18 protein-coding genes and 1 tRNA gene are annotated in these 16,120 nt (G+C 65.9%); 10 read left to right on the top strand and 9 right to left on the bottom strand.

Annotation, left to right across the window (positions count from 1 at the left end; translation table 11 throughout):
- Positions 1-271: 271 nt before the first annotated feature.
- Positions 272-823, bottom strand: coding sequence for a hypothetical protein (locus tag CRO50_RS18800; protein WP_218844992.1), 552 nt, complete (start codon positions 821-823; stop codon positions 272-274).
- Between the two features lie 560 nt (positions 824-1,383).
- Here CRO50_RS18800 and CRO50_RS18795 point away from each other — a divergent pair.
- Positions 1,384-1,692 carry a DnaJ family domain-containing protein gene (locus tag CRO50_RS18795; protein ID WP_097147481.1) on the top strand — a complete coding sequence of 103 codons (309 nt, stop codon included), beginning with the start codon at positions 1,384-1,386 and terminating at the stop codon, positions 1,690-1,692.
- A 3-nt stretch (positions 1,693-1,695) separates the two neighbouring features.
- Positions 1,696-2,361 carry an SOS response-associated peptidase gene (locus CRO50_RS18790; protein WP_097147480.1) on the top strand — a complete coding sequence of 222 codons (666 nt, stop codon included), beginning with the start codon at positions 1,696-1,698 and terminating at the stop codon, positions 2,359-2,361.
- Positions 2,362-2,401: 40 nt separating this feature from the next.
- Here the strand turns inward: CRO50_RS18790 and CRO50_RS18785 are convergent, their stop codons facing one another.
- Positions 2,402-3,025, bottom strand: a complete 624-nt coding sequence (locus CRO50_RS18785; protein ID WP_143516972.1) for a cupredoxin domain-containing protein — start codon at positions 3,023-3,025, stop codon at positions 2,402-2,404.
- Positions 3,026-3,199: 174 nt separating this feature from the next.
- Between CRO50_RS18785 and CRO50_RS18780 the strand changes: the two genes are divergently transcribed.
- The 3 genes from CRO50_RS18780 to CRO50_RS18770 all read left to right on the top strand — a co-directional run bounded on the left by CRO50_RS18780 (position 3,200) and on the right by CRO50_RS18770 (position 5,318).
- Positions 3,200-3,547 carry an ElaB/YgaM/YqjD family protein gene (locus tag CRO50_RS18780; protein WP_097147478.1) on the top strand — a complete coding sequence of 116 codons (348 nt, stop codon included), beginning with the start codon at positions 3,200-3,202 and terminating at the stop codon, positions 3,545-3,547.
- A gap of 2 nt (positions 3,548-3,549) precedes the next feature.
- Complete coding sequence (locus CRO50_RS18775) at positions 3,550-3,906, top strand: phage holin family protein (RefSeq protein WP_097147477.1); 357 nt, start codon at positions 3,550-3,552, stop codon at positions 3,904-3,906.
- 176 nt (positions 3,907-4,082) lie between these two features.
- Complete coding sequence (locus tag CRO50_RS18770; RefSeq protein WP_097147476.1) at positions 4,083-5,318, top strand: NAD(P)/FAD-dependent oxidoreductase; 1,236 nt, start codon at positions 4,083-4,085, stop codon at positions 5,316-5,318.
- A gap of 102 nt (positions 5,319-5,420) precedes the next feature.
- Here CRO50_RS18770 and CRO50_RS18765 read toward each other — a convergent pair.
- Positions 5,421-5,494: transfer RNA gene (locus CRO50_RS18765), tRNA-Gly, on the bottom strand.
- Positions 5,495-5,838: 344 nt separating this feature from the next.
- On the opposite strand from CRO50_RS18765, the gene CRO50_RS18760 reads away from it, so the two are divergent.
- The 4 genes from CRO50_RS18760 to CRO50_RS18745 all read left to right on the top strand — a co-directional run bounded on the left by CRO50_RS18760 (position 5,839) and on the right by CRO50_RS18745 (position 8,872).
- On the top strand, positions 5,839-7,104 hold the full coding sequence (locus CRO50_RS18760) for a flavin-containing monooxygenase (protein ID WP_097147475.1): 1,266 nt from the start codon (positions 5,839-5,841) through the stop codon (positions 7,102-7,104).
- 15 nt (positions 7,105-7,119) lie between these two features.
- Complete coding sequence (locus tag CRO50_RS18755; protein WP_097147474.1) at positions 7,120-7,533, top strand: RidA family protein; 414 nt, start codon at positions 7,120-7,122, stop codon at positions 7,531-7,533.
- 4 nt (positions 7,534-7,537) lie between these two features.
- Positions 7,538-8,215 carry a DUF1028 domain-containing protein gene (locus CRO50_RS18750; RefSeq protein WP_097147473.1) on the top strand — a complete coding sequence of 226 codons (678 nt, stop codon included), beginning with the start codon at positions 7,538-7,540 and terminating at the stop codon, positions 8,213-8,215.
- 156 nt (positions 8,216-8,371) lie between these two features.
- Positions 8,372-8,872 carry a MarR family winged helix-turn-helix transcriptional regulator gene (locus CRO50_RS18745; protein WP_097147472.1) on the top strand — a complete coding sequence of 167 codons (501 nt, stop codon included), beginning with the start codon at positions 8,372-8,374 and terminating at the stop codon, positions 8,870-8,872.
- A 53-nt stretch (positions 8,873-8,925) separates the two neighbouring features.
- On the opposite strand, the gene CRO50_RS18740 is transcribed toward CRO50_RS18745, so the two are convergent.
- The 6 genes from CRO50_RS18740 to CRO50_RS18715 all read right to left on the bottom strand — a co-directional run bounded on the left by CRO50_RS18740 (position 8,926) and on the right by CRO50_RS18715 (position 14,127).
- A complete protein-coding gene (locus CRO50_RS18740; RefSeq protein WP_097147471.1) occupies positions 8,926-10,227 on the bottom strand; it encodes a TRAP transporter large permease in 1,302 nt (433 codons plus the stop codon).
- The gene (locus CRO50_RS18735; protein ID WP_097147470.1) at positions 10,224-10,742 is read right to left on the bottom strand and encodes a TRAP transporter small permease; all 519 of its coding nucleotides are present in this window, start codon (positions 10,740-10,742) and stop codon (positions 10,224-10,226) included. The genes CRO50_RS18740 and CRO50_RS18735 overlap by 4 nt, the downstream gene beginning before the upstream one ends.
- A gap of 75 nt (positions 10,743-10,817) precedes the next feature.
- Positions 10,818-11,942 carry a TRAP transporter substrate-binding protein DctP gene (gene dctP / locus CRO50_RS18730; RefSeq protein ID WP_097147469.1) on the bottom strand — a complete coding sequence of 375 codons (1,125 nt, stop codon included), beginning with the start codon at positions 11,940-11,942 and terminating at the stop codon, positions 10,818-10,820.
- Positions 11,943-11,969: 27 nt separating this feature from the next.
- Positions 11,970-12,845, bottom strand: coding sequence for an amidohydrolase family protein (locus CRO50_RS18725; RefSeq protein WP_097147488.1), 876 nt, complete (start codon positions 12,843-12,845; stop codon positions 11,970-11,972).
- Between the two features lie 15 nt (positions 12,846-12,860).
- Complete coding sequence (locus tag CRO50_RS18720) at positions 12,861-13,337, bottom strand: MarR family winged helix-turn-helix transcriptional regulator (RefSeq protein WP_097147468.1); 477 nt, start codon at positions 13,335-13,337, stop codon at positions 12,861-12,863.
- Positions 13,338-13,341: 4 nt separating this feature from the next.
- On the bottom strand, positions 13,342-14,127 hold the full coding sequence (locus tag CRO50_RS18715; RefSeq protein WP_097147467.1) for a crotonase/enoyl-CoA hydratase family protein: 786 nt from the start codon (positions 14,125-14,127) through the stop codon (positions 13,342-13,344).
- 143 nt (positions 14,128-14,270) lie between these two features.
- Here CRO50_RS18715 and CRO50_RS18710 point away from each other — a divergent pair, with 143 nt between their 5' ends.
- Positions 14,271-16,115: a feruloyl-CoA synthase gene (locus tag CRO50_RS18710; protein WP_097147466.1), complete on the top strand. Its 1,845-nt coding sequence runs from the start codon at positions 14,271-14,273 to the stop codon at positions 16,113-16,115.
- The last annotated feature ends 5 nt before the right edge of the window (positions 16,116-16,120 follow it).

The following is a 16,120-nucleotide window of genomic DNA, read 5'->3' as shown; positions in this document are numbered from 1 at the left end:
GCCTGTAATGGATGAGTTTGATGCAGAGAGACGGCGCGCCTATAAACTTGCTCAGGCGTTGAAGTAGCAATTTGTCGCACGGGAGCTTCGTCCGCATTGCCGACCTCCGCCTGCCTGCCCGTGCAGCGCGGGGCCTTGAATGAACGGTTTGGGGAAGCCGCGCTGCGGCGTTGGTGCTCCTGGCGAACGGCGGCTATGGGCCGTTCGCGCTGTGTCGACCCTCCCAGTTCGACCCAGGACACTCCGCGTGTCGGCTTGCAGCCCAAACCTACTATTCCTCGTCGGCGTCCCAAGCGGTCTGCCAAAAGGAAATCTGATATTCGCATAGATTTTCAGGGTCATCTGGAATGAAGAATTCAACCGTGCAAGGTCGGTCTGGGAATTGGGATCGCAGCTTTGCCTCCCACATTTCCTTTACGATGTTGCCAAGGAAAAGTAGCTTGTCCGCGGATAGGTTGTCGTCATCATGATGGTGTAGATCGGTCAAATGCCAATGGTTCAGAACCGTCTCAATCCCCTTGGCCGTAGAGCCTACCTGGTTTTCAAATCCTTCAATATTTTCTTTGCCTGCACCTTCGACAAGTATGTACTTGCCCACAGCTTCAAATCTTGGCCACAGAAGAGCCGCGTAACCGATTGCCAGCTTGTAGTTGCCTTCCCATGCTGTCCAAGTTTCAAGCGGTATCCCGTCACCGTTGTTCCACGCTCCAAGTTCGTCGGACATGCTTTCTGGTGTTTGATGCGGCATTTTATCGGTCCTTGCTCTGCGTAACAGCGGTGGGGCTATCTGATTTAAATCGTCAAAGGCAGCTTTGTCCCGCACTGCGGACGTTGGTCTCCTAGAGAACGCTGCACAACTACGTGAATGGCCGGTTCGGGGAAACTACACAGCAGTAATGCCCAACCTGGCGAATATCCGCAGAGGGCTGGGACCGGTCATCTGCTGCGGAGTGGGCAAACGGCAGCTTCGGGCCGGAAGCGCCTGGGCGCGCGGCCGGAGACAGACTGTGTGGCGTGACCGCTCCCTGCGCTTAGTGGTCGTTCCGGCTATGCCCCAGAAAACTCCCTCCACCCTTCTTCTCGCCTCCTGACAACAGGCCACACCTCGCACGAATGCCGTCGACGTGCCCAAAGGCTCCACGCCCCGCACAAGGCGCAAAGGCCGTCCCCCCACCGTCCGCAGCATTAACGCCCGCCGCCTTACCGAATTTCCACCGACGCAATACCGACGCAATACCGACGTGGGACCGACGTCGCATTTCACCCTCCAACCGCCTGTTAACCCTCCTGGATTCGCCCTGCTGCGCGAAACCGCACCAACAGACCCGCACGCTGTCGCAACTCGCGCTTAACCCGCGCGGCGGGCTTTGCTATCCTTCTGCCATGGACCATCCGCTGATCGATCTCATCCACGCCAAGATCGCCGAGGCCGAGGCCCGTGGCGATTTCGATGATCTGCCCGGTGCCGGCAAGCCTCTGCCGCGTCTCGAAAATCCCGAGAACGCGCTGCTGGATCGCGTGGTGCAGGAGGCGGGCGGGGTGCCGGAGTTCGTCACCCTCTCGCGGCAGCTGGCCAGGCTGCGCGAAGAGCTGCGCGAGACCCCGGACCGGACCCGGCGGCAGGAGATCCTGAAAGAGATCTCGATGATGGATGCCCGGATCGAGATCGCCCGCAAAGCCTATACGCGCTGAGCCATGTGCGGCCGCATCGCCAACACCCTCCCCCATGACGCCATGGCCCGCCTGTTCCAGGCGCAGCCCGCCAACGACCTGCCCGAGGTGCCGGATTTCAACATCTGCCCGACCCAGGACCTGCCGGTGATCCTTGCGGGCGCGGGCGAGGGGGCGCGGCGCATGGTGCCGATGCGATGGGGTTTTCTGCCTCATTGGTACAAGAGCCCGACCGATGGCCCGCTGCTGATCAACGCCCGGGCCGAGACCGTGGCGGATAAGCCCGCCTTCCGGGAGGCCTGCCGACAGCGGCGCTGCCTGGTGGCGGTCTCGGGCTTCTACGAATGGCACCGGGAGGGCGGGCGGAAGCTGCCCTATTTCTTCAGCCGCGCCGACGGCGCGCCGCTGGTCATGGCGGGGATCTGGCAGAACTGGGGAGAGGAACCACAGCCGACGCTGGCGCTGCTGACAACCTCGGCCAATGCGCTGATGGCGCCGGTGCATCACCGCATGCCCGTTGTCCTCGAGCCCGAGAACTGGCCGCTCTGGCTGGGCGAGGCGGGCCATGGCGCGGCGCGTCTCATGCAGCCTGCGGCGGAAGAGGTGCTGCAGTCCTGGCGTGTCTCGCCCGAGGTGAATTCCAACCGCGCCGAAGGGCCCGAGCTGATCGAACCCTGGGAAGAGGCCTGAACCGCGCGCGACCCCCGGCCGCCCCGGTCAGACGCGCGCCTCAGTTGGTGGGCGGTGCGGTGATGATATTGCCGTTCTCGTCCACCGTGTAGACCAGCGCCCGTGTCTTCTCGATCCGGCGCACGGCTTCGGTGATGTTGAAGGTCTCTGCCAGCGAGGTGTTGAGGTAGGGGTAGCTCGGGTAGACCTCTTGCTCGGGCGTGCCCTCCACCGCCTCACCGTCAAAGCTGACTTCGTAGGTGTACCAGCCATAAGAATACTGGGTCTTGCCGGTGAAATCGAGATCCTTGTCGTTGTCGAGCATGATCGGGTAGGTGCCCCCGTATCCGAGGATGCCCGACGACCAGGAGCGATCATCGGCTTCGACCATCTGGTTCTGGTAGGTCAAGTTGGTAAACATCAGCGTGTCTCCCCTCTCGACGTGGACCTGGTCGGGGAAGAATGCGGTGCCGATGAAGTAGATCACATGGGTGATACCGGTCGGTTCCACGGGTGGTTCCTCTTCTTCCTCCCCGCCGCCGTTGCCGCCATGCCCCCAGCCATGTCCATTGCCCGGTTTGGCCATCGCCGGCTCCGCAAGGCCCGTGGCCATGACGGCCAGGATCGCGGAAAGGCGCAGCACGGTCACCAGGGCCGCTGGAAAAGGCAGGATGGGAAAAGGCATTTTGAACATGACGCTACAGACAACTTGGGAGGCGTTGCTGCGTTAATACAGGACCTCTAGCGCGGAATTGGGGCTGTATTTGGGCGATTTCAGGGGGTGGACGTTAGGGAACCCAGCCTCTTCTCGTGCGTTGGTTGTGGAACAGGCACAACAGATTTTGCAGGAGATATCACCATGGCGACGACCAAAGCTGCTGAAACCGCACGAAATTCCAAGCCCGCCCCCCAGGGCGATACCGCCGAGATCCAGGCGCAACTCGAGGCCGTCCGTGCCGATGTGGCCGAGCTGACCCGCGCCCTGGCGTCCTACGGAAAGGCGCAGAAAGATGGCATGACCGAGGCAGCCCGCGCCCGCGCAGAAGCGCTGAAGGGGGATGCAGAGGCCGGTCTGGCCGAGGCCGAGGCCCGCGCCCGCGAGGCCTATCAGCGCACCGAGACCGCCGTGCGCGACAATCCCGGCACCGCGATGGCCCTTGCCGGAGGGGTGGGCTTCCTGGCGGGTCTCTTCATGGCGCGTCGCTGATCATGCTGGGACAGCCCAATCCTGCGGCCAATTACCCGGCGCAACGCCTGAAGCATCGCGTCGGTTTCTCGCTGGCCGGGATCGCCCTGATCCTGCCCGGACTGGGGCTGCTGTCGGTCTCGCTCTGGATGCTGCTGGCAGAGCTGCGCGACCCGCTCTTCGCCAGCACCGTGCTGGGCGGGCTTTATGTCGGGCTGGGTCTGATCTGCCTCGGGCTGGCCCGGCGCAGGCCGCGCCACCCGGTGCCGCCGCCGCCCGCCGCGCGCGGTCTGGGCCCCGAGCTGGTCTCGGCCCTGCTGCAGGGCGTGAGCGCCGGCATGGCGGCGCGCGCCTCCATGCGTCCGCCCCCGCGTCCCTGAGCCAACACCGCCAGACTGCAGTCTCAGCCGGGCCCCGAGGATCGCCTCGGGGCCCGGCTGTTGCGACAGGCAGACATCGCGGCCGACAGAAATGCCGTCATCAGGTCCGCGCCCTCTTCCATCTTCGCGCAAATTGCTCTCTTTTACCGGCTGTCATCGGTCAGGGGTAAGGACGCATGCGGGTCGCCATCATCGGAGCAGGGATCATCGGGGTGAATGCCGCCCTGGCCCTGCGTGCGCAGGGCGCCGAGGTGACGCTCTACGACCGGGAGGGGGTCGCTGCCGGGGCCTCGCGCGGCAATGCCGGGATCTTTGCCGATTACGCCGTGCTGCCAGAGGCGCGCCCGAACATGCGCCGCCAGGTGCCCTGGATGCTGCTGGACCGCAACGGCCCGCTGTCGATCCGCCTGCGCCACCTGCCCAAGCTTTTTCCATGGCTGAAGGAATTCATCCGAGAGGGCCAGCCCGAGCGGGTCGAACGTTCGACCCAGGGGCTGTCGGCGCTGATGCGCCATGTGCGTTCCGACTGGGACCGCGTCCTGCGCGAAAACGATGCCGAGGACCTGCGCGTGGCGCGGGGTGCCCTGCATGTCTATCGCACCCGCCGGGCCCTGCATGCGGCGCTCTGCGACTGGCAGGTGATGGGCGAACATGGCGTGGCCTATACCCCTGTCATGGGTTCGGCGCTGCAAGAGCTCGAACCCGCGCTCTCGACGGACTACCAGGCCGGCATGCTGTTGCCCGATCTGACCCATGCGCTTGATCCGCTGGGCCTGACCGAGCGGCTGGCCGAGAAGGCCCGTGCGCGCGGCTGCGAGTTCCGCCAGACCGAGGTCTCGGCCATCTCCAGCACCGAAACCGGGGTCTGCCTGCATTTCCCCGGTGCGGGTACGCGGCAGTTCGACCGGGCCGTGGTAGCCTGCGGGGCGCATTCCAACAAGCTGGTGCGTCCGCTTGGCCTGCGCGTGCCGCTGGAAAGCGAGCGCGGCTACAATGTCACCCTGCCGGAGCCCGGCGTGACCCTGAACCGGCCTGTCTGCGTGCCCGATCGCGGCTACTACATGACGCCCATGTCCATTGGCCTGCGCATCGGCGGGCGGGTCGAGCTCGGCGGGCTGCAGGCACAGCCGCGCTGGACCCGTGCCGAAGTCATGCTGCGCCATGCGCGCTCGGTACTGCCGGGGCTGGAGCCCAAGGGTGCCAAGCCCTGGATGGGTCACCGGCCCTCGCTGCCCGACACGCTGCCCGCCATCGGTCCGGTGCCGGGGCAGGAGCGTATCCTGCTGGCCTTCGGGCATGGCCACCTGGGGCTGACACTGGCCGCGACCACCGGGCGGCTGCTCTCCGAGATGATCTTCGGGACCACGTCAGAGACCGACGCCAGCGCCTGCCTGCCATCCCGTTTCGCCTGAGGGCAGGGCGCGCCGGGGGCGGCGAGATCGCTCGCAACACTGCCGCACGCGGCAACCCGATGCGGGCGGCGTGACGGATTTTCCACGGAAGATGGGGGAGCTTGGAGCGGGCGACGGGAATCGAACCCGTATCTCTTGCTTGGAAGGCAAGGGTCTTACCATTACACAACGCCCGCTGCGCGCCGCCCTGACTAAAATAGGCCCCGGCGGAGGTCAAGTTGAATGTCCGACCCTGGCGCCCTGTCCGGCATCAATCCGCGGCCGCGTATGCCCGTGGGTGCCCGGTGATTGCCGGCAGGGCGATCTTCAGCGCCACAACCTGCGCCCATCTCTTCGCCAAGCCTGTCAAATCCCCGATCCATGCTGCTAACAATGTCCTGTCTGCCGCGCCCGGCTTTCGCAACCGGGCGGGCGAGAGGAACGAAGACTGCCTCTTCGGCTGTGCCCCGCCGATCCGCCCCGATGCAGGCGACGGCGGCGCGCGAACCGGAAGGGCAGATGCCACAGGAGAAGGCCCCGGATGACAGTGGAAAGAACCGAAGTGCTTGTTGTCGGCGGCGGCCAGGCCGGCCTTGCCATGAGCGAGCATCTGCTTGGCAGTGGTGCCTCGCACCTGGTGCTCGAGCGCGGCAGGATCGCCGAGCGCTGGCGCTCGGAACGCTGGGATTCGCTGGTGGCCAATGGCCCCGCCTGGCATGACCGCTTCCCCGGCATGGAGTTCCCCGGCGATCCTGACGCCTTTGTCCCCAAGGAAGGGGTTGCGGATTACTTTGCGGCCTATGCGCAGAAGATCGGCTCTCCGATGCGTTGCTGGGTCGAGGTCGCCGAGGTCAGCCGCAACCAGGGGCGTCCGGGCTTCACCGCCCGGACCTCGGAAGGGGTGATCGAGGCCAGCTACGTGGTCGCGGCCACCGGCCCCTTCCAGGTGCCGGTGATCCCCTCGGTCGTGCCCGAGATCCAGGGCCTGACCCAGATGCATTCCACTGGCTACCGCAATCCCGACCAGCTGGCCGAGGGCGCGGTGCTGGTGGTCGGCGCGGGTTCCTCCGGGGTCCAGATCGCCGATGAGCTGGCCCTGGCGGGGCGCGAGGTCTATCTCTCTGTCGGTCCCCATGATCGGCCGCCGCGAGCCTACCGCGGTCGGGATTTCGTCTGGTGGCTGGGGGTGCTGAACCTCTGGGATACCGAGGCGACGCCGGGGGTCGAACATACCACCATCGCCGTCAGCGGCGCCCGTGGCGGCCATACGGTCGACTTCCGCGATCTGGCCAGCCGCATGACACTCGTCGGTCGCACCGAGGCCTTCGCGGAGGGCCGCCTGAGCTTTGCCGGCGACCTGGCGGGCAATATCCGGCGTGGCGATGCCAATTACCTCTCACTGCTGGATGCGGCGGATGACTACGTGGCGCGCAATGGCCTCGACCTGCCGGAAGAGCCCGAGGCACGCGCGCTCGGGCCCGATCCCGAGTGCATGACCGATCCGCTGCGCTCTCTCGACCTGGCCCAGGCCGGGGTGACGACGATCATCTGGGCCACGGGCTTCCGACAGGATTACTCCTGGCTGCAACTCGACGCCTTCACCGAGACCGGCGCGCCGCTGCACCAGCGTGGCGTCTCGCCCGAGCCGGGGCTCTATTTCCTCGGGCTGCCCTGGCAGACCCGGCGCGGCTCCTCCTTCATCTGGGGGGTCTGGTACGATGCGAAGTACCTCGCCGATCATATCTGCAAGCAGCGCGATTACCTTGCCTATGCACCGGGGCAAGCCCCCTCCACCCAAGACCGCTGAGACCAGGAGAGACCGATGGCCCATACCCGCATCCGCAAGTTCAACACCCGCGAAACCTACCCCGAGCAGAAGCTCGACAACGATCTCTGCCAGGCGGTGGTGGCGCAGGGCCGCATGGTCTTCCTGCGCGGGCAATGTCCGCAGAGCCTCGACGATGCCAAGAGCATCGACAGCCATGATCCGGTGGAGCAGACCCACAAGGTGATGCAGAACATCCGGCAGCTGATGGAGGAAGCCGGCGGCGGGATGGAGCATCTCTGCCGTGTGCAGGTCTTCCTGACCGATGTGCGCAACCGCGAGGCCGTCTACCGGACCATGGGCGAATACATCAAGGGCGTGCACCCGGTCTCGACGGGCCTCGTGGTCACCGCGCTGGCCCGGCCCGAATGGCTGGTCGAGATCGAAGCCACCGCCGTCATCCCGGAGTGAGCGCATGACCTTCTCTATCGTCGCCCGCTGCGCCGAGACCGGGCAGTTCGGCACCGCGATCTCGTCCTCTTCGCCCGCCGTGGCGGCGCGCTGTGCCTTCGCCCGTGCAGGCGTCGGCGCCGTGGCCAGCCAGAATGTCACCAATCCCGCCCTGGGTCCGCTGATGCTGGACGCGTTGGCGGCGGGGCAGGGGGCCGCCGGGGCCGTGGCCGCTGCGGTCGCCGCGGAGGCGCACCCGGACTACCGCCAGCTACTGGCCGTCGACAGCGCCGGGCGCACGGCCATTCATTCGGGCGCCAAGGCCCTGGGCATCTGGACCTCTGCCGAGGGAAAGGACTGCGCCTCGGGCGGCAACCTGCTGGCCAATGACGCAGTGCCCGCCGCCATCGTTAAGGGCTTTGAAGAGGCCAGCGGAGCGCTCGGAGATCGCCTGATCGCGGCGATGCGCGCCGGTCTGGCCGCCGGCGGCGAGGCGGGGCCGGTGCATTCGGCGGGTCTGCTGATCGTCGACCGCCAGGGCTGGCCCTATGCCGAGCTGCGCTGCGACTGGGCGCCCGAGGCCTGCCCGATCGAGGACATCGCCCGCGCCTGGGAGGCCTATGCGCCGCAGGCCGAGGCCTATGTCACCCGTGCCCTGAACCCGACCGACGCCCCCTCCTACGGGGTGCCGGGGGACGAGTGAAGCGGCCCATCCCAGGCCGCATTCTGACTGCCGTAAACGGGGCCTCCCCGCCTGGCTTCCGTAGCGTTCACCTGCTGCCCGGACTGGAACTCGCCTGCGCTTTCGTGACATTCTGACCCGCAGGTAAGCCAATCGGAGCCAATGGAGGGGAGCCGTATGCGCGAGGGATTGAGTGCGACCGAAGATCTGGTCGCGGGGCGCGGGGGAACGGAAGAGGGCGCGGGGCCGGTGCTCGACCTGGATGAATATGCGCCCTTCCTGCTGAATGCGGTCTCCCTGGCCTGGACGCGGCAGATCGCCAGCGTCTTCAAGGCGCAACATGGCATCGGCGTGGTCGAATGGCGGGTCATCGCGGTGCTCAGCGCCCAGCCCCGCATTGCCGCGACGCAGATCTGTGCCCTGCTGCGGATGGACAAGTCCGCCATCAGCCGCTCGCTGCATGCGCTTTCTGAACAGGGCTACCTGGATCACGAATCCACCTCGGGCGACCAGCGGCGGCGCGAGTGGTGGCTTTCGGAGAGCGGTCAGGCCCTCTTCGACAAGCTGCTGGTGGTGGCACTGGAAACCGAGGCCCGGATGCTGCGCGGCGTCTCCGAGGACGAGCGGCAGGCCTTCCTGTCGGTGATGCGCCGTTTCCTGTCCAATCTCGAGGACTAGCCCCGGCGCGGGGCGGGGGACCGGGCGGCAGTCTTGCCGCCGCCCGGCTCAGCTCAAAGCAGCGAGGGCAGGTAGAGCACCAGGCCCGGGAAGATCACCACGATTGCCGTGACCACGAGGTCCGACAGCAGGAAGGGGCCGACGCCCTTGAAGACCTGCATGGTGGTCACGTGTTCGGAGGCGACGTTTCGGATGACGAAGACGTTCAACCCGACCGGCGGTGTGACCATGCCGATTTCCAGCAGCTTCACCACCAGCACGCCGAACCAGACCAGGCTGATGCCCTCTGCGTTCAGGATCGGGATGAAGATCGGCAGGGTGACCAGCATGGCGCCGAAGGGCTCCATCACCATGCCAAGCAGGAAGTAGACCAGGACCACGATCAGCATCAGGTGATAATAGCTGAGGTCGGCGCCGCTGACCTGGGCGGCGATGAAGTTCGACAGGCCGGTGATCCCCAGGAAGCGGGTGAACATGGCCGCGCCGATGCCGATGATCAGCAGCGAGGCGGTGGTCTGCAGGGTCTCCAGCAGCGACGTGCGCAGGACCTTCCAGCTCAGCCGTTTCACCGCAGCGGCGCAGAGCAGCGCACCGGCCGCGCCGACGGCGCCGGCCTCGGTGGCACTGAAGAGACCCGAGAAGAGGCCTCCGAAGACCAGGACGATCAGCACCAGCACGGGCCATGTGGCGATGAGCGCCTCGCTGAGCGGCGGGGTGTCTTCCTCGATCGGCTGGCGCGGGATCAGGTCCGGACGCAGCCAGGAGCCGATCAGAATCACCACCGAGTAGGCCACGGCGGTCATGATGCCGATGGTGACGCCGCCCATGAAGACCTGGGTGATCGAGGTCTCGGCGAAGACACCGTAGATGATCATGATGATCGAGGGCGGGATCAGCGCACCGATGGTGCCGCCCGCCGCGATGGCGCCGGCGGCGATGGAGGGCGAATAGCCCGCCTTGACCATCTCGGGGATGGCGATCCGCCCCATGGAGGCGGCGGTGGCGATGGAGCTGCCGCAGACGGCGGCGAAGCCCGAGCAGGTGAAGATCGAGGCAATGGCCAGCGCGCCGGGGATCTTCTTCAGGGCCACCTTGGCGGCGGTGAAGAGGCCCGAGGTCAGGTTGGCGTGGAAGGCCAGGAAACCCATCAGCAGGAACATCGGCACGGCGGACATGGTCCACTTCGCGGCGAAGTCATAGGGGGTGTTCTGCAGGATGCCGACGGCGGGCCCGGTGCCCAGCAGGGAGACGATGCCACCGAAGCTGACCGAGATCATCGCCAGCGCCACGGGCACACGCAGGATCAGCAGCACCAGCAGGGCGGCAATACCGTAGAAGCCGGTTTCAACACTCATGTTTCAGGGCCTTCCTCGGCGGTCGCGGAGGGGCCCGCGATGATGATGGCAAGACGCAGGGCGGTCATGGCGGCGGCCAGGACGAAGCCCGCGGGGGGAAGGAAATAGCTGGGCCAGACGGCGATCTTGTGTCCCAGCACGTCGACGAAGGTGCCGATGGCCATGGACTTCAGCGCCACGCTCCAGGTCACCCAGCCAAGGAAGCCGTAGATCCCGGTCGCCAGCAGGGCCACGGCCCCGTCAGAGATCCGGCGGCCCCTGGGGGTGAGCAGCATTTCCATCACCTCGACGGTGATCATGGTGCGCTGACGCTCGACCCAGGCCAGAGGCAGGAAGACGATCAGCACCATGTAGTAGCGCGAGACGATTTCATTGGTGGCCGGGATTGGGGTATCGGCAAAGTTGCGAAGGGCCACGTCAAGGGTGACGTGGGCCAGCATGGCAAACAGTCCGATAGAGCCGATCAGGGCCAGGCCCTGGGACAGGTAGTCCGCGGCCTTCTCCAAACTTTTCATAAGGATATCCGGTGTGAGTGTGTCACGTTGGACGAACCCGCGGCCAGGGAGATCCCCGGCCGCGGGCGTCGCAGATCACATGCCGTAGGTGGCGAAGTCGACCTTGCTCCAGACTTCGTCCCAGACGCGCTCGACGATGGCATCGCGGTCATGGCCAACCTCTTCCGAGATGGCTTCCCACTTCTCCACCAGGCGGATGAACTCCTCCACGCGCTCCGAGGCATCTTCCATGCCGAAGCGCTCTGCCGAGATGGCGGCAGCGGCTTGCTGGTCGGCGATGGCGAATTCGGCCGCGGCCTCGGCGAAGGCCGGGTCTGCTTCCTGGATGGTGATGCCCGCTTCCAGAGCGGCCTTCTCGGCGATGGCCGGGAAGTCGTAGCCCCAGCGTTGCGCCATGTCGGCGTTGGCACGGTTGGCGGCACGGGCCATGGCCTCACGCTGCTCGACCGAGAGCGAAGCCCAGGTCGGTGCGGCGGTGGTCAGGTTCGAGGTGGCGAAATAGGTGCCGAGCGGCAGCAGGGTCACGTTTTCGACCAGTTCGATCAGACGGAAGGCCAGCAGGTCGCCGATCGAGGCCATGGAGCCGTCGATGGTGCCCTGGGACATTGCCTCGAAGGTTTCCAGCACCGAGACCGACACCGGGGTGGCACCGAAGTGCTCGGCCCAGCGGGAGTAGGGCGCGCCACCGGAACGCAGGCGCAGACCTTCGACATCTTCCGCGTTCGACACCGGGGTCTTGGTCAGCAGCGCGTACTGGTCGGAAGAGCCGGAGCCCAGGTAGACCATGCCGAAGGCCGAGAGCTCGTCCTGGCAGGAGCTGCAGGTGACGGTGTATTCGGTCAGGGCCGCGGACATGGCGTGCGCGTCCTTGCCGGTCAGCGCCAGTTCACCCGCCAGGGCGAAGTTCGGCAGTTCGGCCGGGAAGTAGAGCGGCAGCAGGTTGCCGACATCCACGAGGCCGGTCTGCAGCGCGTCCTTCATCTGGCCCAGACCCACGACCTCGGTGCCGAGCTCGATGGTGGTCAGTTCGCCATTGGTTTCCTCTGCCAGATACTCGGCGAAGGGCTTGTAGAGATAGCCGTTGGACGGGTGTGCCGGCGGCGCCCCCGATGCGATGCGCAGATCGCGTGCGTTAGCGGCTGCCGTCAGCCCCAGCCCGAAGGCCGCGGCCACCATAAGTGTCTTTCCGAAAGCTCCCATTTTTTCCTCCCTGGTTGCTTTATCTAGTCAGATCTTGAGGAGCTTCCTCGCGTTCTCCTTCAAGATCAGTGGCTTCACCTCCTCGCGGAGGTCAAGTTCGTCGAATTCGGCCAGCCAGCGGTCCGGCGTGATCGCCGGCCAGTCAGAGCCGAAAAGCATTTTGTGCTTCAGGATCGAATTGGCGTACTTCACGAAGATCGGGGGGAAGTACTTCGGTGCCCAGCCCGACATGTCGACATAGACATTGGGCTTGTGCTGGGCCACTGACAAGCCCTCTTCGGTCCATGGGAAGCCCGGATGGGCCAGCACGATGGGCATGTCGGGGAAGTCCACGGCCACGTCGTCGACGTGCATCGGGTTGGAGTACTTCAGCCGCATTCCCATGCCGCCGCGCATCCCCGAACCCACGCCGGTCTGGCCCGAATGGAAGAGCGCGATCGCGCCTTCCTCGGCGATCGCCTCGTAAAGGTCATAGGCCATGCGGTCATTGGGGAAGAACCCCTGCATGGTCGGGTGGAACTTGAAGCCCTTGACGCCGAAGTCGCGGATCAGGCGGCGCGCCTCGCGGGCCCCGGCCTTGCCCTTGTGCGGGTCGATCGAGGCGAAGGGGATCAGCACGTCGCCGTTCTCGTGCGCCAGCTCCGCGACTTCCTCGTTGGAATAGCGGTGGAAACCGGTTTCGCGCTCGGCATCGACGGGGAAGATCACCGCGCCGATCTTGCGCTCGCGGAAGTACTCGGCCGTCTGCGGCACGGTGGGCAGCATGCCATCGGCGCCCGCCGGGTTCTTGAAGTACTTGGCCATGCCGGCCTGGAACTCGGTGTAGCCGTCATCGCGGCTGCACTTGCAGGGTTCCTCGGCATGGGTATGGAAATCGATGGCGACCAGCTCGTCGACATTCATCGTGCGGCTCATGGTCTAGTCTCCCTCTTTGTCTTCAAGCCCGGTCATCTTGATCAGAAGGCGCCGCAGCTCGCGGGCTTCTGCCGGGGTCAGTCTCTTGCCGATCCGTTCCTCGATCTCGGGGAAACGGGTGGCGATATGGTCCATCTGGGCCTCGCCCGCAGGCGTCAGCCGCAGCTCGACCGAGCGGCGGTCCTCGGGGGGCACACGGCGCGCGACGAGGCCGTTGGCCTCCATCTCGCGCACCATCTTCGACATCTGGGCACGCTTGATTTTCAGCGTCTTCGACACCACCCCCTGGCGGATGCCGGGGTTCTCGCGCACCAGGTCCAGCACGGTCACCTCGCCCGGACGGACGTTCTCTTCACCGAGCACGGCGAAGAAATGCCCGAAGGAGCGAAGCTGGGCCACGCGCAGCAGGAAACCGAGAGAGCCCTTGAGGCTCTCCCTGCCCAGCGTATCACGCGTTTCGATTCCCCCCGGCTGGTTCATCGCATCAGTCCGCCAGCACCTTGCCGGCGCGCTTCTCGAGGAAGGCGCGCAGGCGGTCCTGCGCCTCGGGCGTCATCGACGCCAGGGCCGAGACCGCCGATTCCACGAAGAGGCCATCTTCGGAGGACATGTCGCGGATGCGGGGCAGGGCGTTCATGATCGCGTAGTTCGAGAACTCGGAGTTGGTCGCGGTGACCTCGGCCAGGGCAATCGCCTTCTCGAGCGCAGCGCCGGCTTCGACGACGTAGTTCACGCCGCCCCAGCGTTCCATTTCCTCGGCCTTGGCGACACGGCCGGTCAGCATCATGTCGGTCATCCTCGAGGTGCCGATCAGCCGCTCGATGCGGACCGAACCGCCACCGCCGACGAAGATGCCGCGCTGGCCTTCGGGCAGGCCGAAATAGGTCGTCGCATCGGCAACGCGCAGCTGGCAGGAGGAGGCGAGCTCGAAGCCGCCGCCGACCACTGCACCATGCAGGGCGGCGATGAAGGGAATGCGGCCGCGCTCCATGCGGGCGAAGACCTCGTGCCAGCGGCGCGAACCCAGAACCGACTCGAGAAGCGGCTTCTCGGAGTGCTCCAGAAGGTCGAGACCGGCGCAGAAATGCAGGCCCTCACCGAAGATGACCGCGGCCTTGGCCTCGGCCGTGGCGCGATCGACTTTCAGCGCAAATTCTTCAATCACCGCATCGCTGATCGCGTTGCGCTTTTCCGGCCGGGTCAGGCCGATCAGCGCGATATCGCCGCGCATCTCATAGGAAACAAAGGTTTTTTCGCCAGAACCAGCCATCCGTCACGCATCCTCTTACTTCGTCTTACGACCGTAGTTTGTTTCCTAGTAGACAAAATAAAATTGCTGAGTCAATCTCTGATCAACCGCGGGACGGGAAAGGGTGAGAGATCCCGTAGCCGCGCAAGACATGGGAGGTGGCTATGCCTGATACATCCGAGGCTCTCGATTTCTGGGAGCCCGTCATCCGTTCCGAGACCCGTGAAGACGGCACGATTCTGGTCTGGCAGGAAGAAGAGCTGGGGCCCTATCCCCGCTGCATGACCGAGAAATTCCTGCATTGGGCCGAGGTGGCCCCGGATCGCAGCTGGATGGTCGAACGCGGGCCCGATGGGGCCTGGCAGCACATGAGCTACGGCGAGGCGGCGAAGAAGATCCAGGCCATCGGATCGGCGCTTCTGGCCCTGGGGCTGTCGCCGGAAAATCCGCTGCTGATTCTCTCGGGCAACTCGGTGCGCCACGCCATCATGGCCCTGGCGGCCCAGCATGTGGGCGTGCCCTCGGCGGCGCTGGCACCGGCCTATGCCCTGGCCAAGGGAGACCTCGGCAAGCTCGAGGACGTGGCGGCCCAGCTGACCCCCGGCATGATCTTCGCCGAGGATGCCACGCCCTTCGAGCGCGCCATCACCGAAGTCTTCGCCCCCGAGATCCCCGTGGTCTGCGCCACGGGCGGCGTCTCTGGCCGCGAGGTGCTGAGCTTCGACAGCCTGGCCGCGACCGAGCCCTCTGCCGAGATGCAGGCCGCCTACGAGGGCCTCGGCCCCGATACGGTGGCCAAGTTCCTCTTCACCTCGGGTACCACCGGATCGCCCAAGGCGGTGATCCAGACCCAGCGGATGCTCTGCTCCAACCAGGAAATGGTCGCCGACAGCTATCGCTTCCTGCGCAAACAGCCCCCGGTGGTCTGCGACTGGGCGCCCTGGAACCACACGGCGGCCGGCAACAAGGTGTTCAACCTCGTGATCTACAACGGCGGCACGCTCTACCTCGATGACGGCAAGCCGACGCCCAGGGACATCCACAAGACGATCCGCAACCTGCGGGAAGTCTCGCCCACCTGGTATTTCAACGTACCCCTCGGCTACCAGATGCTGCTGGACGCGATGGAAAACGAGCCCGAGCTGCGCAAGACCTTCTTCAAGCAACTGAAGATGCTGATGTACGCCGGCGCGGGCATGTCCCAGCCGGTCTGGGATCGCATCACCCGTATCGCCGAGCAGGAGGTCGAGGGCGGCGTCGTGCTGGGCACGGGGCTGGGGTCGACTGAAACCGGCCCCTTCGCCATCAGCTGCTGCGAACGTGCCGAGACCGCGGGCAACCTCGGTGTGCCGGCGCGCGGCATTACGCTGAAGCTGGTGCCGCAGGGCGACAAGCTGGAAGCGCGGATCAAGGGGCCCAACATCACCCCCGGCTACTGGCGCAACGAGAAGCTCTCGGCAGAGGCCTTCGACGAGGAGGGCTTCTACTGCTTCGGCGACGCCATCCGCTTCGTCGAGCCGGGCAACCCGGCGGCGGGCTTCTACTTCGACGGTCGCCTGGCCGAGAACTTCAAGCTGGCCTCCGGCACCTGGGTTGCCGTCGGCACGCTGCGCGCCAAACTCACCAACGACCTGCAGGGCCTGGCCTCTGACGTGGTCGTTGCGGGCGAGGGCCACAACGAGCTGGGCGCCCTGGTGGTGCCCGACTGGGATACCCTGCGCGGCATGGTCGACGAGAAGGGGCTCGAGGGCGAGGCGCTGCTGAACCATCCCAAGGTGCGCCGCGTGGCCGCCGATCTGCTGGACGCCCATGCGGCGCGGGCCACTGGCTCGGCCAGCCGCGTGACGCGGATGATGTTCCTCGACGTGCCGCTCTCCTTCGAGAAGGGCGAGGTGACGGACAAGGGCTCGATCAACCAGCGGGCGGTGCTGCGTCACCGCGCCGACCTGGTCGAGAACCTCTGGTCCGAGGATCCGCGGGTCATCGCCCTGTCCCGCGAGCGCGTCTGAGAATT

It is taken from the genome of Pseudooceanicola antarcticus, assembly GCF_900215355.1.
GTDB lineage: Bacteria > Pseudomonadota > Alphaproteobacteria > Rhodobacterales > Rhodobacteraceae > Pseudooceanicola > Pseudooceanicola antarcticus.
This window is presented reverse-complemented; position numbering and strand designations above follow the sequence as displayed.

What these genes read in the sequence shown, in the direction of transcription:
- CRO50_RS18795 (WP_097147481.1), top strand. Translation starts at nt 1,384, where the DNA reads ATGGACCATCCGCTGATCGATCTCATCCACGCCAAGATCGCCGAGGCC.
- CRO50_RS18790 (WP_097147480.1), top strand. Translation starts at nt 1,696, where the DNA reads ATGTGCGGCCGCATCGCCAACACCCTCCCCCATGACGCCATGGCCCGC.
- CRO50_RS18785 (WP_143516972.1), bottom strand. Translation starts at nt 3,025, where the DNA reads ATGCCTTTTCCCATCCTGCCTTTTCCAGCGGCCCTGGTGACCGTGCTG.
- CRO50_RS18780 (WP_097147478.1), top strand. Translation starts at nt 3,200, where the DNA reads ATGGCGACGACCAAAGCTGCTGAAACCGCACGAAATTCCAAGCCCGCC.
- CRO50_RS18775 (WP_097147477.1), top strand. Translation starts at nt 3,550, where the DNA reads ATGCTGGGACAGCCCAATCCTGCGGCCAATTACCCGGCGCAACGCCTG.
- CRO50_RS18770 (WP_097147476.1), top strand. Translation starts at nt 4,083, where the DNA reads ATGCGGGTCGCCATCATCGGAGCAGGGATCATCGGGGTGAATGCCGCC.
- CRO50_RS18760 (WP_097147475.1), top strand. Translation starts at nt 5,839, where the DNA reads ATGACAGTGGAAAGAACCGAAGTGCTTGTTGTCGGCGGCGGCCAGGCC.
- CRO50_RS18755 (WP_097147474.1), top strand. Translation starts at nt 7,120, where the DNA reads ATGGCCCATACCCGCATCCGCAAGTTCAACACCCGCGAAACCTACCCC.
- CRO50_RS18750 (WP_097147473.1), top strand. Translation starts at nt 7,538, where the DNA reads ATGACCTTCTCTATCGTCGCCCGCTGCGCCGAGACCGGGCAGTTCGGC.
- CRO50_RS18745 (WP_097147472.1), top strand. Translation starts at nt 8,372, where the DNA reads ATGCGCGAGGGATTGAGTGCGACCGAAGATCTGGTCGCGGGGCGCGGG.
- CRO50_RS18740 (WP_097147471.1), bottom strand. Translation starts at nt 10,227, where the DNA reads ATGAGTGTTGAAACCGGCTTCTACGGTATTGCCGCCCTGCTGGTGCTG.
- CRO50_RS18735 (WP_097147470.1), bottom strand. Translation starts at nt 10,742, where the DNA reads ATGAAAAGTTTGGAGAAGGCCGCGGACTACCTGTCCCAGGGCCTGGCC.
- dctP (WP_097147469.1), bottom strand. Translation starts at nt 11,942, where the DNA reads ATGGGAGCTTTCGGAAAGACACTTATGGTGGCCGCGGCCTTCGGGCTG.
- CRO50_RS18725 (WP_097147488.1), bottom strand. Translation starts at nt 12,845, where the DNA reads ATGAATGTCGACGAGCTGGTCGCCATCGATTTCCATACCCATGCCGAG.
- CRO50_RS18720 (WP_097147468.1), bottom strand. Translation starts at nt 13,337, where the DNA reads ATGAACCAGCCGGGGGGAATCGAAACGCGTGATACGCTGGGCAGGGAG.
- CRO50_RS18715 (WP_097147467.1), bottom strand. Translation starts at nt 14,127, where the DNA reads ATGGCTGGTTCTGGCGAAAAAACCTTTGTTTCCTATGAGATGCGCGGC.
- CRO50_RS18710 (WP_097147466.1), top strand. Translation starts at nt 14,271, where the DNA reads ATGCCTGATACATCCGAGGCTCTCGATTTCTGGGAGCCCGTCATCCGT.